The sequence below is a fragment of the Paraburkholderia polaris genome (assembly GCF_012927345.1).
Taxonomy (GTDB): Bacteria; Pseudomonadota; Gammaproteobacteria; order Burkholderiales; family Burkholderiaceae; genus Paraburkholderia; species Paraburkholderia polaris.
On record NZ_JABBGJ010000001.1, the window covers coordinates 131,128 to 146,635 of the forward strand.

A 15,508-nucleotide genomic window follows, 5' to 3' on the forward strand; every position below is an offset into this window, starting at 1 on the left:
GCGTGATGCCAGATGCAGTACTTCCTTTTAGGCGGCTTTAGAAGTCGAAGCGGACCGGCCGCGAGACCGGTCCGCATGTCGCCGCATGTCGCAGCGGTAGCAGGCTAAGCGGCGGTTCTGCTGTTGCCGATCTGCCAGACAAACGGCGGTTGAGTGCCGTTGATTTCCCAGTCGCCCACAATCCTCTCCTTGTAGATCAGCGGGTTGTGTGAGGCAGCGGTGCGCGCGTTTCGCCAGTGACGATCTAATAGTTTGTTTTCGCTAGTGCCCGAAGCGCCGAGTGCGTTGAACAGGTCGGTGGTCGCTTGCAGAATCAAACCGGCCACGGCGACTTGCGCCTTGGCCGATTCAATTTCGGCCGCCACGTTCGCGGCTTGTTCAGCATCGCGGTCTGCGCCGAAGCGTGTTTCATAGGCTCTTTGTGATGGCTCCGCGGCTCGCACAGCGGCGGCCTCTGCCGCGTACACGCGTGCCGCTATTTGCCCCACCACCTGCTGCACCTGTGCGTCTTCGCTGACGCGTGGCGCGTTGCCGTGGCTGTAAACCCGGGTGCGTTTGCGTACTTCATGCGAGATGTCACGCAAGGCCGCGCGCCCTGTGCCCGCGATCACGGCGATCAGCACGAGTTGATAGAACGCCGTCTGGTATTTGAAGCGCGTGGAGAAGTCGATGATGTTCTCTTCGTCGACCACAGCGTTTTCGAATACAGACGTCCCGCTTCCGGTGGTGCGTTGGCCGAAACCATCCCAGTCGTCGCTTTGTTTGACGCCTGACTGGTGCGTGCTCACCGCTGCGATGACATCGGCGCCGTTGTCGTCGCGCTGTGCGTAGACGTCGATCCAGTCGGCAAAGATGCTGCCCGTGCTGTAGTACTTCGTTCCGTTGACGACCCACTGGTTGTCGTTGCGCGATACACGCGTGATCACATCGCCTATCTTGACCGCGCCGACTTCGGTCCACGCATTACCGACGATTTCGCCCGCCACGAAGCGTTGCAGCCATTTTTCCCGTGCAGCGCCGGGCGCTGCGTTGATCCTGTCTTCGACGAAGGCGAAGTGGCCGCGCAACGCTTGCGGCAAACTCGAATCGGCTTCGGCCAGTTCGATGAGCAACTGCACGAGTTGTGGAAGTGACGCGCCGGCACCGCCGTATTCGCGCGGCACTCTGACGGCGCCGAACCCGGCTTCCTTCAACCAGACAATCTGCTCGTACGGTAGTGCACGAGTGCGTTCGCGTTCGAGTGCGCCCTCCGCGATCCGGGTGAAGACAGGCCTGAACCTGGCGGCCAACTGTTCATAGTCGGTGCCGTATGAAAGTGGCAACTTTTCACGCTGGTTTTGTGATGTCATGCGCCTGCTCTTGAGTCGATAGGTGGAATAAGGCAGAGCGCTTGGGCTCTTGAGCGTATGGACTACAAAGCACGAGCTATGCCATCGAGGCGAGCGTCCCGTCTTGCGGACCTATAGGTTGCGCGGGTGTTTCTTGCTGCTGGCTTGAGAGCAGTATGCTGGTGAACTGCTTTCCTGAAAGCAGCCTGAAGTCGATGCGTTGCCAACTAGCGCGAGTTGAGAGTTGAGAGTTGAGAGTTGAGAGTTGAGAGTTGGCGCGTCGGCTCGAAGCGCCGACGGATCGTGGCCGTGCTACCTTCTTTCATGTCCACGAGTGCGCTCTTGATTCGATACGAGGTAGATATGGAACCCACATGGCAATTCCAGCTAAGGATCGCCGTCTCACCTGAATTTGCAAACGATCTGCGCGCGGACCCGCAGGGTGCTTCGCATGCCGCGCTTCGTGATGTGCTACGCAGGCACAACGCGACCTTGAAGTGTCAGTTCGACGCTTTTGCTGATTACGTGAATGAAGCGGAAAAGCAGGGGCCTGAAAACTATCCGCTTTATCAATGGACGCGGCAGACGATTGAGAACCCGGAGAAGAAAGCGAAATACTTGCAGTCGTTCACTGTCTATGTGAATGGCGACGAGATATACGGCAAGGAAATCGCCGACGTGATGGAAGCTGAATTATTGGCACTGGTTGATGACGACGGCATCAGAAGCGTCGCCAGGTTCGATACCAATCCGGCGAATAATCCGCAGCCGCCCAAGCGCTAGCGGTTACAGGTAGTCCGCCTATGGCCCGGCGTCGCTCACGGTTGACGGTACCGGCGGGAAAAACGTGCAGGCGCATTGGGACCTGTCATCGAGATTTCTTTCAATGTCATTTCGGATTGGTGCCAACTGACAAAGTCAATTTTACATTTGGCGACAAGGCGTCGAGTTCGTGAGAGGATGGCGTTTCACTTTTTCTCGCGGAGGGCGAAATGGGACTCTTGGACGAAGTAGGCAAGATCGCTGGAGCAGTAGCGGCCGTTGAAGCAGCAGAAAAAGTCGATCCGGAAGCAGGTCTGCTAACGAAAGGCGCTGCTGCGGTAGCGGGCTTTGAAGGCGCCGGTGCATTGGAGTCGTTGGTCGAGAAGAAAGACGGCGAGAAGCAGGACGACGCCGACAACGCTCAAGCCACAGACGATACGAATCCTCAGACGTGATTGTGTGCGCTGAGTGTGTGCGCTGAGTGTGTGCGGTGAGCGGGCCAGTCCTTCGCAGGACTGGCCCGTTTTTTTATGTCGAGCCGGGATGATCCGCGGAGCGACGCATTGCGCTCTTATCCTGCCGTCGTCGCGCTCGACCGACCAGCGCGCTAACTACTCGCTCATGCCAAGTTCGGCGAAAACTTTCGACATCATTCCGGAGCGTCGCCACTCCAGCCATTTGATGTAACAGGTTTGCGATGGTGGAAAGCGTGCGGGGAGACGTTGCCACTTTTCGTCATTACGAACGATCCATAGTATGGCGTTCATGATCTCGCGCGGATCTCGCCGTGGTCGGCCGACTCTCGGCGTGGCGTCATGGTGGAACAGGTGGGCAATGCGTTGCCAATCTTCATCAGACAGCAAGGATTCGAACATCTTCAGATTTTAACTGGATAGTACAATCTGATTATCCCAAGTAGAGCCCTGCTTCTAAATTGCGATTTTGGACGTGAAAACGGCGCAGACCGGCGGATTGTTTTTGGCCGGACTGTGATCGCTAAGGGCCTCAACTGACCTGCCCCCGCGTTAACGTGCTTTGCTTCGGGCGCTCTTTCTGATGGTCGCGGCGCGCGGCGCATCTTTAGCCGGCAAGGCGCTGCCGCCGTTCATCTGCTCCATCCACGACAAAGCGTCGACGTACGACAGGAACTGCTGAAGATACCCGGGCGACAGCTCGCGCATCAGCGAGAGCGACCGATGCACGAGGCTGCTCGAGTTGAGCGGACCGGCATTACCCGGCGCTTTCTTGAGCGACTGCCGCAATTGTTTCTCGGACCGAACCTTGGACCACGTCTCCCTGAAGTATTCGAGCGCCTCCAGTTCCGGATATGAGGTGCGCCGGGGCACGGCGGTACCTGCTGCGGGGTCGTTTCCATCTGCTAGGGCATGATGGCTGGCGATGTGGTCGATCAGTGTGGCCAGCGCTCCGCGAGCGGGTTCGCTGGATGATGCGGCGGTGCCGGTGGCCGTGCCGGCATCGGCAGCCTTGGATGCGGCGCGCTCGAGATCGCCGGCATAGGCAGCGATCAGTTTGGACAGCCTGTCGTCCAGGAGACGCCGCGCCGCGCCGCTATGGCCGGCTGCCCGCCTGTCCAGCGCCTCGATGAAGTGAAAGCGGACGGGATCCAGACGATCGGCACCGCGCTCGCGCCATGCGTCGAGCGTCGCCCGGGCGCCGCTTGTCACACCGCCAGCTTCACCGTTCGCACTAGTCACATTACTCACGGGGCTTCACCGTTGCGGTCGACGGCCTTGGGACCGGCGCTATTTCCACACGCCGGTTTTTGGCCCGGCCCTGGTCGTCGGCATTCGAGCTGACGGGCTGCTGGGAGCCGAACGCAGCCGCAAATACGGACGAGGCGGGCACGCCTTCATCGATCAATGCACGGGTCACCGTCAACGCGCGCTGGGCCGACAGCTCCCAGTTATCGGCAAAGCGGCGGTTGGCCTCGCGCACCTGCCGGTCATCCGTAAAGCCGCTCACCATCAGGATCTGGTCATTGGCCCGGAGATAAGCGGACAGCGGCCCCGCCAGGCTCTTCAGGACGTCCCGGCCTTCGGGTTGCAATTGATCGGAGTTCAGCGCGAACAACACATTGCCGTTGATGCCGATGCGCCCGTTGACCAGCGTCACCCGGCCCGCTGCCAGCGGTCCTGCCAGCGCCTGCTCCAGGGTCTTGCGGCGCTGCGTTTCCATCTGCCGCTGCTTGACCTCTTGCTCCAGCCTGGTCGAGAGTTCCAGTTGCACGCCGATGACGCCCACCAGGATCAGCACGAAGGCGCCCAGCAGCACCGACATCAGGTCGCCGAAGACGGGCCATATGGGCGCCGCCGTCTCCACGCCGCCGTCGATTTCCTCGCTCATGCCGCTTCAGCTCCCGCGGAGGCCCGCTTGCCCGCGAGTTGTTGCAGGTCTTCGACGATCTGCTTCTGCGACATCATGCTCAGGTCAATGACTTCTCGCGCCTGGGCCACGTAATAGGCCAGCTGCTCGTCACTGCGCGCGAGGGATTTGTCCAGCGCGGCTTCGATACGTTGCAGGTGCGCCACCAGCGTCGTGTTCGACTCGCCGAACAACTGGACGGCCGCGCCGAATGCTTCGCCCAGGCTCGCCACTTCGACGGCGCTGCCGGTGACCTGCGCGGCAACGGCGCCCAGCTTCCCGGTCTCGAGTTCGACCTTATCGGTGAAGCGCGTGCCGACACGATCCAGCAGATCCGCCGACGTCGCGACCAGTGCGTCGACGGCCGAGCGCTGCTCGGTGGACGCATGGTTCACTGCATCAAGCAGGGTTTCCAGCGTTGCCAGCAGGCGGCTGCGCTCGTCCAGCATCGCGGTGTCGCGGACCATGCTGTCGGAGAGCTTCTGACGCAATTCGGCGACGACTTCCGCTGCGGCCTTGGGGGCTTCCGACGCGGCTTGCACGAGTTGGCCGATCTCGGCGATCGTGCTGCTCGCGTGCGCTTGTGTCTGGGCCGAGATGTCGCGCGCGGTTTGCGCCAGCGTGTCGCAGATTTCCTGCTGCCGGCTCGCGGTGTGTGCGCCGGCCTGCTCCCATTCCTTGCTCAGCGTAGCGGCCATCGAACCGAGTGCTGCGGTCCAGGCCTCCAGTCGCTGCTGGTCTCGCGCGGCCAGTTCCGCCTGCAAGTCCGCCGCGGCCTTGGGGGCTTCCGCCGCCGCTTGCACGAGCCGGTCGATCTCGGCGATCGTGCTGCTCGCGTGTGCCTGAGTCTGAGCGGAGATGTCGCGTGCGGTTTGCGCCAGCGTGTCGCAGATTTCCTGCTGCCGACTCGCGGTGTGTGCGCCGGCCTGCTCCCATTCCTTGCTCAACGTCGTGGCCATCGAGCCGAGGGTCTCGGTCCAGGCCGCCAGTCGTTGCTCGTCTCGCGAGGCCAATTGCGTCTGCAAGTCGGTATGCGATTGGCCCACTGCGCGTAGCAGGGAAGCCGAGTGCTGCTCGAAGGTCGCAGCAGCCGCCGCTAAGGCTTGCTGATTGTGGCCCGCCAGCTTCTCGCCGACTTGTTCTTGCCGGGCCAGCGCCTCGTTCCATGCTGCCGATACGCTGCCAGCCGTTGCGTCCAGGCGCGCGGCGACGCCATCCAGCAGGCCGGCCGAGCGTTGCTCGAAGGTCTCGGCGAATCGATCCAGCGACGTGCCGAGATGCTGGGTGAGCGCTTCGCTCGACCGCTGCTGCCCCTCCAGTGCTTTGTTCCAGATGTCCGCGACGGTGGTGGTGGTTGCCTCGAAACCGCTCGAGAGCCCGTCCAACTGCCGCTGCACGGCGTGCGTGACGGTGTCGTGCAGCGAGGCTGTCTCGCGCGCGAGACCCGCCATCGTGGCCTCCATGACCGGCTGTAGCGCGGCGCTGGCGGCGCGGGTGCTTTCGGCGACGCTCTCCTTCAACGACTGCTCCACGGAGGCAGCAAGACGCGTATAGGCGGCCTCGGCCTTGCCGTGGAAAGCGTCCTGGCCGGTGATCTGCCGTTCGTTCGAGGCGAGGCTCTGTTGCTCGATGGCCGCCATCATCGCCTGCAGACGATCGACCAGGGTAGGCATCACCTCGACCTGCCGCTGCAGTAGCTTGAAGCTTTCCTCGCGCTGATGGGTCTGCGAATAGATGCGCAAGGTCGTCGCGATCTTCACGTCGAGCATCTGCGCGGCATGGATCCGCTCGCGCCGGCTCAACGCCGAAAGCAGCCCCAGCATTGCGGATGTCGCCACGCCCGCGATCGAAGTGCCGAACGCGAAGCCCAGCCCCTTGACCGGCGCGGCGAGCGAATCGCGGATAGCCTGCAGGTCCGTTGCGCTTTCCAGCGCCATGCCGGTGCCGCGGAGGGTCGCCACCATGCCGAGGAGCGTGCCGAGCATGCCCAGCAACACGAGCAAGCCGACCAGGTATGGCGTCAGCGCAGGGCCCGGCAAGGCCACACGCTCGCCCTCGACGCGCAGGCGCACCGTATTGCGCAGGCTGGGATGCAGCGGGTCAAGCCAGGCGTTCAGGCTGGGCGGCGGCCCGGACAGGCCCGCGACCGCATGCGCCAACGTGGAAGTGGCCTGGCCGTAGCGCCGCAGTTCGAGTGCGCCCGCCACGTAGCAGACGCCGATCAACAGCGTGACCGCCAATGCCAACGGGTTCGAGCCGACATAGCCGGCACCGATCCAGCACACCGCGGCCAGACCTACCAGGAAAACAACGAGATTGAGATATCTGGACATAGTGTCCCAGTTAGCTGGTGCGAAGGGCCGCGAGCAACCCTTCGACCGGTTGTAAACGAACATCCAGTTCGGCAAGCAGCACGCTCTGCATATCCTTACGGAACACTTGCAGCCATGCGCCGGGCGGGGCGGCTGGGGCGGTTGCGGCTTCTCCCGAGGCTTCGGCGTCGGCCAGCGTCTGTTGCTCCGCCTGGCGCAAACGCTCGAAGTGCCCCTTGAGCAATCCGGGCACGGCGGCCAGCAGACTCCGCTCACGCTCGCTGAGCGCGCGCTCCATCACGGCGTCCACCACCGCGAGCCGGGCCATGGCAGGCGTTTTGGCGGCCAACATGGCCCGCAGGCGGCCGCGCAGGTTGCCGATGCCGGTCTCCATCGTCTGTTGCATCGAGAGATAGCGCTGGCGAAAAACCGCGTAATCGACCGGCGCATCCACGGGGGCGCCTTGAGTGAGCGCTTGCGCCGCAGGCCCGCGGCGCCTCGCGGCGGCAAATATGCTATCGCCGACGATGGCATTCGCCAGCGACGTGCGCACGCGGGCGCACTCGCTCTCTTCAGCGTCGCCGAAGGCGCGCGCGCCGGCCGCGACGGCAGGCGGAGCGTTGTTCAGCGCCGAGGACAACGCGATTGCGTCGGTCCAGCCGAGCCATTGGCTTAGCCGGTCCGAGAGCGATTGGCTGGATTCGGGAACATCGACGTCCGTCAGGCGAGCAAGTAAGCGAATGAGCGCCGGGCCGCTGAAAGCTGTGCGCTGTGGGACTTGCACCATACCACCAGAGTCAAAAAAGTCAGCAGTTTACACGCCGACGGGGTGGGGGATGCCCAGGACAATGCATTAGGCCATCTTTAACCACCTTCCTTTCAACTCATTTCGCCTGCTGGCCCGGCTTAGCGTTCCCCCTGAATCCGCTGCACGCGCATGCGGCCCGGCGGCTCGAAGTACGTTCCAAACCGTACCAGCCCGGCCTTCTTCAGGTGACACGTCATTTCATAGCTCACCAGGACGCCCGGATCGGGGTTGTCGATGTACACCACGTCGATCGACCGGATACGCGGCTCGTACACCAGCAGCGTCGCTTCCATCTGCTGCTTGAGCCGATGCGCCGAAGCGGGCAGCGCCTTGTAGATGTTCGTAAGATCGGGCAGTCCGTAGTCGGGCAGGTGCTTGAGTGCGCCCGCCCGTGCGTTGAGAATGCGGCGGATGTTCTGCTGGACGCTCAGGATCTCAAGTGTTCTGTCGTCGTAGGCATCCAGCGGCTGACCACCGATCTGGCCAAGCAGCTTGTCATACAGAGAAGGGCCAACTGGCATCACGCACTCCTTCAGATATTTCCGGGCGTGAATAAGAAGCGCCAGCCCGTACACGGCGGACTGGCGAAACGGAGCGACGCAGTCCCTGACCTTGAGCGATCAGGTGGTCCGTGCAGCCTCTCGGATAACGCTTACGAGCGTTCGTTCCAGCTGTCGGCGTGAATGATGTTGCCGTCCTTGTACGACCACGTAATCTTCTCGTAGCGCAGTTCGACGTCTTCGAGGTGGTTGTGCTTCTCGTAGGCCGGGTTCTTGATGTCGAGCATCTTCGGCTTGACCGCCACCACCTTCACGTTGTCGAGCCTGGTATTGAAGTATTCCTTCTCCTTGCCCGCATCATCGATCTTGTACCACTTGATTTCGATCGACTTCAGTGTCTGGCCGCTCGTCACCGCCTTGTAGAGGTACGGCGTCGAGGCGTCGGTTTCCTTCGTGAAGGTAATCGGGTCATGCACGCGCGTGCCGGTCAACTTGCCGCTATTGGAATCGGTTGGAATGCTCACGCCGTGATCGAGCGCGACGACTTCAACGCTGCCTTCCCGGCCCTGTACCGTAACGGAACCCTTGACGTCGGCGCCGCCATCGTCCTTGATCCACATGTATGCCGGAATTGCCATTTTTTCTTTCTCCTTCGTTTTGACTGCAACAATCGTCCGGAGTCGAGCCCCGGACCGCGAATGCCCCAAAGCCATGCTCTGGGTCCGAACTGTGTCGAGCGGCGTGCTCGTGTCCTGTTCAGGTGCGGGGCGAGCGCTCAGCGGGAACATCCTTTGGTGCCTCCGGCACTAGCGTGATCTCGACGCGCCGGTTCTTCGCACGTCCGGCGTCCGTACCGTTATCCGCAATCGGGCGGGTGTCGCCGTAGCCCTGGATTGCAAACTGCATTACCGGAATACCCGACGCTTCGACTAGCCAGTCGCGTACCGCGCCAGCACGCGCCATTGACAGTTTCAGATTACTGTTGGCGTTGCCAACGTTGTCGGTGTAGCCGGCGACCAGAATCCGCTTGTCCGGGTGGGCCTTGATCATTTCAAGTGCGCCGACCACCGCGCGGGTCGACCCCGGCTTGAGCTGTGCGCTGCCACTGTCAAAGAGCGACATGCTGTCGAGCGTCACCACTGCGGGCGGCGGAGGCGGCGCCTGATACGAGGCGATCGCATCGTTGAGTACGGGCATGAGAAGCGTTCCACGGTACATGCCAAACGACAGGCGCATGGGCACGCCCAGCCGTGCGTAATAGTCGATCTGGTCGCGATCAGCGACGATTGCCTTCAAGGCGTCGCGGCGCGCGGTGTCATGCTCCGCCGGAATCATCGAGAACCGGCCGAGATCGGCGCCGATGTATGTGAGCAATGTCTGGTTATTTTTTGCGGAACCCCAGATAGCCACGGCTCCGGCGCAAGCGAGCAGGGCGATCGCGTGAGCGAAGGCAGCGAGGCGAGGCGACACCCATAGTCGCCGGGGCATGGCTTCGATTACCGGCTGGGGCAGTGGCCATGGCGCGGGCGACGCGTCCATCGGCGGCGGCATGATTCCCGATCGCGCGTGTACGTCCGTGGCCCATGGCGAGCGCGGGTCACTCGCCGGGCCGCAATCAATCCAGCCCAGACCGAAAAGCGCCCAGGGCGTCGCCGGTTGCGACCGGTCGGTGAGCGGACCGAGCACAACGCGCTGTGTCCAGCCGATGACCGATGCAAGCGCTGCCGCACGCGCTGCGGCAACAGGATCGCCTCCGGCCTGGTGGACCTGCGATTCGGCTGCCTGCATCACGGCTTCGAAACGGTGCGCGTCCCCCGGGGGGACTTCCTTCGGGGCGTCGGTCAGCCGGGTTGTTGACGACACCCCGTACCATTGCAGGCCCACAGCAGCAGCGGGCGTCGCGGTAAGCCGCTGGTAGATTGCGATGTAGCCCGGGAGCCCTGTGCCGAGCATTCGCGAGGTGTCGCTCACTGCCTGACGGGCAACGCGCAGTGCCTGTGTCAACGCGTCTTCGCTCGCATGCAAGGCTGGCGAGATAGACAGCACGATGCCATCGGGTGCGCGTCCGTCGCGCCACTGCTTCACAGCAACACCGATCCGTGGCAGGTCGCGTGGGTTGTTGACCCGCAGCCAGATCGCACCGTCGCCGATGTGCGCCAGCCGCTCTTCGTCAGCTCCGCGGTTAAATAGCTGGACGAGCGAATCTCCCGTGACCAGCGCAAGCGGCATGCGCGTGCGCAGGCTCACCGGCAGATCGGCGGTCGCCGTGCCGAGCGCCGCCAGTACATGCGCGCTTTGTTCGCGAGCCCGATTGCGCTGCAACGTACGAAGCGCAACCGCGGCAAGCGTAAGCAGCGCGATACCTACGGCGACCGTCCACGCCACGCCACGGCTGACGGGAAGGATCAGAAACAACACAGCCAGCGCCAGCACGGCCGAAAAAATGACCATCGCGCGAAACGGATACCCCACACGCAGATCGGACATCACGGCTTCATGGCGGGTGCCGAGGTCACCAGATGGGCGAGCTGCGCACTGAGCGCCTGGCCCCAGATCAGGTGGACGAGCCCGGCAGCGATACAGCTGAGTCCAGCGAGCCCCCAAGGCGAGAGGCGATAGAACCAGTCCGCAACACGTCGTCCGGTGCGGTCGGCGATAAACGTCCGTGTGACGGCAGGCCGCAGCTTTTCCAGCCGGGCATTGAGCGCCGCAATCAACGTCGCGCGCTTCGCGTCCCCATCACGCGTCCCGAAGGAAGTCCCCGTGGAGGATGCATAGCGCCCCATGAAACCGAGTCCGAGGATAGCGGCATAACACTCGAGCAGATCGACGTTGGGTGACGACTCACGCATGCGTTCCGTGAGCCGGTTAAGGACGTGATCGCCGGCGTCTAGCTTGCCGAAACGCTCGACCTGCAACGGGTGAGCTTCCCAGCTGGCCCGGTCGTCTATTGACGGACAGCGCAACACCGCCTCGTCGAGCAGTCCGCACTGGGCGTAAAGGGCGTCCTCCCGCACGTCCGCTGCAAAGCCGCGCTGCTCGAGAGCAGTGGAAAACGCCGCCATCAACTGCATGCAGCGCTGGCGCAACTGCTCTACAGGTTCGGTCTTGCCACCTTGCCTGAGCATGCTGACGAGGAGTGCCGTGTCACGCAGCAGGTCACGAATACCGCCGCCGGCTACGCGGCTGGCGGCAGGCTGGGCATCCATCAACTGGAATTCCTTCATACTACTGATCGTCGTCATGAGCGCAGTACCGCGTAGAGTTCAAGCGACGGATCCGCCACTGAGGTTGGCAGGTAGATCTGGCAGGCGCGGGCGGCCACCATCCTCGCGTGCGCCGGATTGCTCGGGTCGAGTGAGAAATACAGGTTGTCGAGACGTACAGGAATCGCGGCGGGCACACGCTGGACCGCCTTGAGCGGGATGCCCGCAAGCGCGGAATTGACGATGTGCTCGACGTCGTCTGGCGCGCCGATCTTGCACAGCTTGGGCAACTGCTCGACCAGTTCGAACGGCGCGACCGATGCGTTGACAGACAGGTAGTAATCCGCGCCGGCGACGAGCCGTTCGTCCAGAAACTGGCCCGTCCATGTGGTGGGACTTTTGCGCGTGAGTCCGATGGATATCACACGCGACGGAATGATCGAGTCGAGCAGGTCGCGAATCATCGTTTCGAGTTTCGCGAAAATCGCGTCGGCCCGCGCGTGGTCGTACGTCGGGATCTCGTTCAGTTGCACGCCGGTCGAAAACGTCATCAGCACGCTAGCCAGTTGGGCGAGTGTTGAATAGATGCGCTCGGGCGGCTGGCTCGGGTGCGTGGCGAAAAACCGAAGCTGTGGCCAGTAGGTGTGAACGCAGTGCAGCAGCCAGAACAGCGACACGTCGGCGACGCCGTATTCCGCAACGGCCTCGATACGCTCGCTTTTGCGCGCACCTAGTGCGGCGCTCTTCGCCTGCGGGATGTCGGCAAGGCGCTTCGCTCGTTCGACGTGCAGGGGATGGCCCGCGAGTGTCAGACACGGTGGCACGTAACGGTGGTCGGTCTGGAAATGACCGCCCGTGCCGCGCGTAAGACGGGCGATTGCACAGACCGTGTCATCTGCGTGCTGCTCGAAGTCGAACAGCAGGCGTACTGAGTGACGTTCGGCGGCGATTTCCGCCTCGCCCGTGCCGTTCAGATCGGTGACCTTCACAAACTCCCGATATGAGCGACGGGGCCGCGCGAGCGTCGTCTCGTCGAAGCGGCAGTTGCTGCCCGTGGCGTTCATGAGCGGCAGGGCTGCCAGCACCACGACGCTTTGCGTATCCGGTGACAGGCCTTGCGTCAGATCGCGTGCAGAAGGCAGTGCATCGCTCACTGACGTGTTGAACAGCGTACCGTCAGGAAAACGAAGTTTCAGGCACGTGAGTTTGAGGCGTCCGTTGGGCAGCGCTTCCTCGTCAATCCCTACCTCGAGCGTGCCCCACGGCTCGGCGATCGCGACAGAAGCGAACTGCCGGTGCACGAAGTCCGTCCACTGGTCCTGCTGCTGGAATTGCTGCTGGTTGAGGATCAGTCCTTCGTGCCAGAGCGGTTTGTCGATCCGCATGAGTGTGGTCTTCTCTGATTATCTTTGGTCTGGGTTGCGGATTCTATACGCGATAAATCACGCCGGGATACCCCTCGAAAGAGATTTTGATATTGAATGGTGGGGTGGCGAAAATTTCTCGTTTACTTGATATAGATCAAGTAAACGGTACGCATTAATTCAAAATGACTATCTCTTAATTGGTTTGCTGAAGTTGTGACTTGTCTGATCGGCATATCTATGACTAGCAGGGATCTCGTTAATTTTTGTTGATGCGGGAAAACTGTAATTTTTTGTGGTGATTATGAGAGTGCTCTTAATTAATCTCATTTTTCGAATGTTTCAACTAGGCAGAATAAATTAAGGTCGTGGTAATTAAATAACGGATTCTTTGACTTGATCGTTGAATTCCGTGTTTAATGCGGGTCGAACTAAAAACAATCGCATAAATGAAGGCCGCGCGATGGGGTGCCTGAAAGCGTCATTCGAAAGCGGAATGCGGTTGCCGCCAGGGAGGGACGAAGGGATACCGCATTGCATGGAGCGCGTATCTGCGATACCACGGTGACCATCCTTTTATAAAGGACTACATAATGGACAGCTTCCAGCGCGAAATTCCGAAATCTCGCGTCTCAATCACATTGGATCTCCACACGGGCGGCGCACAGAAGAAGGTCGAGTTGCCCCTCAAGCTGCTCGTCGCCGGGGACTTCAGCGCGGGCAAGGAGCAGGCGCCGCTCGCGGAGCGCAAGAAGATCAATATCGACAAGAACAACTTCGACGCTGTCCTGTCCGACCTGGCGCCGCAACTGAATGTGGACGCCGAAAACACGCTCGCCAAGGACGGCTCCGAGCTTCCGGTGTCCCTCAGCTTCAGGTCGATAAAAGACTTTGAACCGGAGCAGGTGGCACGCCAGATTCCCGAACTACAGCCGCTGCTTGCAATGCGCAATCTGCTGCGCGACCTGAAGTCGAACCTGCTCGACAACGGCACCTTCCGCCGCGAGTTCGAGAAGATCCTGAAGGACAACGCACTCTCCCGGCAATTGCGCGGCGAGCTTGCACAGATCGCTACGGCGGCCACGCAGCCAGAAGGCCATGCGTAGGGCCGGGACGGCCTTCATTGCATTCCGGACAACGAGCAACGCGCGTCCCGGTGGGACGGCAGAGAGGATCCAACATGTCACGTAACGAATCCCAGCAAGGCGGCACGACCGAGGCGGTTGTGCTCGATGCCCATATGGAAGTCCTCGCGCGCCCCGAAGGAAGTGCCCTTCGGGCGGGGAATAGCAACAGCGTCTATGAATCGCTGTGCAGCAAGATCAACCTGAAGCCCGTCAGCGCGGCGCGTCCGCTCGAAGCGTTCCGGGATAACGACCTGCTCTCCGAGTCGTCGGCCGACGAGCGGTTGGCGCGGGGCATGAGCGCTTTCCTGCAACTGGTGGGTGAGGCGAGCAAGCCGGTCGACCGGCTGGACAAATCGCTGCTCGATTTCCACATCGGCCAGCTCGACCGGAAGATCAGCCGTCAGCTTGACGCCGTGATGCATACGCCGGAATTCCAGGCGCTGGAAGGACGTTGGCGCGGCCTCAAAATGCTCGTGAGCCGCACGGCCTTCCGTAAAAATGCACGCATCGAAGTGCTTGATGTCTCGAAGGATGGGTTGATCCGTGACTTCGAGGACACGCCGGAACTCATCCAGAGCGGACTGTATCGCCTCACGTACATCGAGGAATACGACACCCCGGGTGGCCAGCCGATCGGCGCACTGATCAGCGATTTTGAGTTCGCGAACTCCCCGCAGGATATCGGTCTGCTGCGCAATATCTCGAAGGTGGCCGCCGCCGCGCACATGCCGTTCATCGGCTCCGTCGGACCGGCGTTCTTCGGCAAGCAGTCGATGGAAGAGGTGGCCGCGATTCAGGATATCGGCAACTACTTCGACCGGGCCGAGTACATCAAGTGGAAAAGCTTTCGCGATACGGACGATGCCCGTTACGTGGGGCTGACGATGCCGCGCGTGCTGGGCCGTCTGCCGTACGGCAAGGACACGACGCCGGTGCGTGCGTTCAACTATGAAGAGGCAGTGAAGGGACCGGACCACGACCGCTATCTGTGGGTCAACGCATCGTTTGCGTTCGCCGCCAACATGGTGCGCAGCTTCACCAGCAATGGCTGGTGCGTGCAGATCCGCGGCCCGCAGGCGGGTGGCAAGGTCGAGGACCTGCCGGTTCACCTGTATGACCTCGGCACGGGCTATCAGCCGAAGATTCCAACGGAAGTACTGATCCCGGAAACGCGCGAGTTCGAGTTCGCCAACCTCGGCTTTATTCCGCTGTCGTTCTACAAGAATCACGACTTCGCTTGCTTCTTCTCGGCCAACTCGGCTCAGAAGCCGGCACTGTACGAGACCAGGGACGCGACCGCGAACAGCCGGATCAACGCGCGCCTGCCGTACATCTTCCTGCTCTCGCGCATCGCGCATTACCTGAAGCTGATCCAGCGCGAAAACATTGGCATGACAAAGGATCGCCGCTTGCTTGAGCTCGAGCTGAACAACTGGGTCAAGGGTCTCGTGACCGAGATGAAGGACCCGGGCGACGAACTGCAGGCGTCGCATCCGCTGCGTGAGGCGCAGGTGGCGGTTGAAGACATCGAGGACAACCCCGGCTTCTTCCGCATCAAGCTGTTCGTCATCCCACACTTCCAGGTGGAGGGGATGGACATCGGTCTGTCGCTGGTGTCGCAGATGCCCAAGGCGAAGAACTGATCGGCTGTATCTGCGTGTAGCACGTCGGGATGCGAACGCACGCGTCCCGGCTTCGCTGTCTTTGACGTCACACGTG

15 protein-coding genes are annotated in these 15,508 nt (G+C 61.7%); 4 read left to right on the top strand and 11 right to left on the bottom strand.

Translation table 11 applies throughout. The features are described from left to right. Positions 1–104: 104 nt before the first annotated feature. A complete protein-coding gene (locus tag HHL24_RS00530; RefSeq protein WP_169483431.1) occupies positions 105–1,349 on the bottom strand; it encodes an acyl-CoA dehydrogenase family protein in 1,245 nt (414 codons plus the stop codon). A 342-nt stretch (positions 1,350–1,691) separates the two neighbouring features. On the opposite strand from HHL24_RS00530, the gene HHL24_RS00535 reads away from it, so the two are divergent. Then, positions 1,692–2,111: a hypothetical protein gene (locus HHL24_RS00535; protein WP_169483432.1), complete on the top strand. Its 420-nt coding sequence runs from the start codon at positions 1,692–1,694 to the stop codon at positions 2,109–2,111. Between the two features lie 209 nt (positions 2,112–2,320). Then, entirely contained in the window at positions 2,321–2,545 is a 225-nt protein-coding gene (locus HHL24_RS00540) for a hypothetical protein (protein WP_169483433.1), read from the top strand. A 156-nt stretch (positions 2,546–2,701) separates the two neighbouring features. Here HHL24_RS00540 and HHL24_RS00545 read toward each other — a convergent pair whose 3' ends face one another. The 10 genes from HHL24_RS00545 to tssK all read right to left on the bottom strand — a co-directional run bounded on the left by HHL24_RS00545 (position 2,702) and on the right by tssK (position 12,683). Continuing rightward, positions 2,702–2,965 (bottom strand): transposase, encoded by a 264-nt coding sequence (locus HHL24_RS00545; protein WP_169483434.1) that lies wholly within the window; start codon positions 2,963–2,965, stop codon positions 2,702–2,704. Positions 2,966–3,115: 150 nt separating this feature from the next. After that, on the bottom strand, positions 3,116–3,814 hold the full coding sequence (locus HHL24_RS00550) for a DUF2894 domain-containing protein (RefSeq protein ID WP_329606559.1): 699 nt from the start codon (positions 3,812–3,814) through the stop codon (positions 3,116–3,118). After that, the gene (locus tag HHL24_RS00555) at positions 3,807–4,454 is read right to left on the bottom strand and encodes an OmpA family protein (RefSeq protein WP_169483435.1); all 648 of its coding nucleotides are present in this window, start codon (positions 4,452–4,454) and stop codon (positions 3,807–3,809) included. The genes HHL24_RS00550 and HHL24_RS00555 overlap by 8 nt, the downstream gene beginning before the upstream one ends. Next, positions 4,451–6,805, bottom strand: coding sequence for a DUF802 domain-containing protein (locus HHL24_RS00560; RefSeq protein ID WP_169483436.1), 2,355 nt, complete (start codon positions 6,803–6,805; stop codon positions 4,451–4,453). Before HHL24_RS00560 ends, HHL24_RS00555 begins: the two co-directional genes overlap by 4 nt. Before the next feature lie 10 nt (positions 6,806–6,815). After that, entirely contained in the window at positions 6,816–7,571 is a 756-nt protein-coding gene (locus HHL24_RS00565; RefSeq protein ID WP_169483437.1) for a DUF3348 domain-containing protein, read from the bottom strand. 119 nt (positions 7,572–7,690) lie between these two features. After that, positions 7,691–8,113, bottom strand: a complete 423-nt coding sequence (gene tssE / locus HHL24_RS00570; protein WP_169483438.1) for a type VI secretion system baseplate subunit TssE — start codon at positions 8,111–8,113, stop codon at positions 7,691–7,693. A 131-nt stretch (positions 8,114–8,244) separates the two neighbouring features. Continuing rightward, a complete protein-coding gene (locus tag HHL24_RS00575; protein WP_169483439.1) occupies positions 8,245–8,730 on the bottom strand; it encodes an Hcp family type VI secretion system effector in 486 nt (161 codons plus the stop codon). Positions 8,731–8,848: 118 nt separating this feature from the next. Beyond that, positions 8,849–10,579: an OmpA family protein gene (locus tag HHL24_RS00580; RefSeq protein WP_230417279.1), complete on the bottom strand. Its 1,731-nt coding sequence runs from the start codon at positions 10,577–10,579 to the stop codon at positions 8,849–8,851. Beyond that, positions 10,579–11,319: a DotU family type IV/VI secretion system protein gene (locus HHL24_RS00585; protein WP_230417280.1), complete on the bottom strand. Its 741-nt coding sequence runs from the start codon at positions 11,317–11,319 to the stop codon at positions 10,579–10,581. The genes HHL24_RS00580 and HHL24_RS00585 overlap by 1 nt, the downstream gene beginning before the upstream one ends. A 14-nt stretch (positions 11,320–11,333) precedes the next feature. Further along, complete coding sequence (gene tssK / locus HHL24_RS00590; protein WP_169483441.1) at positions 11,334–12,683, bottom strand: type VI secretion system baseplate subunit TssK; 1,350 nt, start codon at positions 12,681–12,683, stop codon at positions 11,334–11,336. 572 nt (positions 12,684–13,255) lie between these two features. Between tssK and tssB the strand changes: the two genes are divergently transcribed. Together tssB and tssC are read left to right on the top strand one after the other, a co-directional pair. Then, positions 13,256–13,768 carry a type VI secretion system contractile sheath small subunit gene (tssB, locus tag HHL24_RS00595; protein ID WP_169483442.1) on the top strand — a complete coding sequence of 171 codons (513 nt, stop codon included), beginning with the start codon at positions 13,256–13,258 and terminating at the stop codon, positions 13,766–13,768. Positions 13,769–13,842: 74 nt separating this feature from the next. Beyond that, positions 13,843–15,432, top strand: coding sequence for a type VI secretion system contractile sheath large subunit (gene tssC, locus HHL24_RS00600; RefSeq protein WP_169483443.1), 1,590 nt, complete (start codon positions 13,843–13,845; stop codon positions 15,430–15,432). The last annotated feature ends 76 nt before the right edge of the window (positions 15,433–15,508 follow it).

What these genes read in the sequence shown, in the direction of transcription:
- HHL24_RS00530 (WP_169483431.1), bottom strand. Translation starts at nt 1,349, where the DNA reads ATGACATCACAAAACCAGCGTGAAAAGTTGCCACTTTCATACGGCACC.
- HHL24_RS00535 (WP_169483432.1), top strand. Translation starts at nt 1,692, where the DNA reads ATGGAACCCACATGGCAATTCCAGCTAAGGATCGCCGTCTCACCTGAA.
- HHL24_RS00540 (WP_169483433.1), top strand. Translation starts at nt 2,321, where the DNA reads ATGGGACTCTTGGACGAAGTAGGCAAGATCGCTGGAGCAGTAGCGGCC.
- HHL24_RS00545 (WP_169483434.1), bottom strand. Translation starts at nt 2,965, where the DNA reads ATGTTCGAATCCTTGCTGTCTGATGAAGATTGGCAACGCATTGCCCAC.
- HHL24_RS00555 (WP_169483435.1), bottom strand. Translation starts at nt 4,454, where the DNA reads ATGAGCGAGGAAATCGACGGCGGCGTGGAGACGGCGGCGCCCATATGG.
- HHL24_RS00560 (WP_169483436.1), bottom strand. Translation starts at nt 6,805, where the DNA reads ATGTCCAGATATCTCAATCTCGTTGTTTTCCTGGTAGGTCTGGCCGCG.
- HHL24_RS00565 (WP_169483437.1), bottom strand. Translation starts at nt 7,571, where the DNA reads ATGGTGCAAGTCCCACAGCGCACAGCTTTCAGCGGCCCGGCGCTCATT.
- tssE (WP_169483438.1), bottom strand. Translation starts at nt 8,113, where the DNA reads ATGCCAGTTGGCCCTTCTCTGTATGACAAGCTGCTTGGCCAGATCGGT.
- HHL24_RS00575 (WP_169483439.1), bottom strand. Translation starts at nt 8,730, where the DNA reads ATGGCAATTCCGGCATACATGTGGATCAAGGACGATGGCGGCGCCGAC.
- HHL24_RS00580 (WP_230417279.1), bottom strand. Translation starts at nt 10,579, where the DNA reads ATGTCCGATCTGCGTGTGGGGTATCCGTTTCGCGCGATGGTCATTTTT.
- HHL24_RS00585 (WP_230417280.1), bottom strand. Translation starts at nt 11,319, where the DNA reads ATGAAGGAATTCCAGTTGATGGATGCCCAGCCTGCCGCCAGCCGCGTA.
- tssK (WP_169483441.1), bottom strand. Translation starts at nt 12,683, where the DNA reads ATGCGGATCGACAAACCGCTCTGGCACGAAGGACTGATCCTCAACCAG.
- tssB (WP_169483442.1), top strand. Translation starts at nt 13,256, where the DNA reads ATGGACAGCTTCCAGCGCGAAATTCCGAAATCTCGCGTCTCAATCACA.
- tssC (WP_169483443.1), top strand. Translation starts at nt 13,843, where the DNA reads ATGTCACGTAACGAATCCCAGCAAGGCGGCACGACCGAGGCGGTTGTG.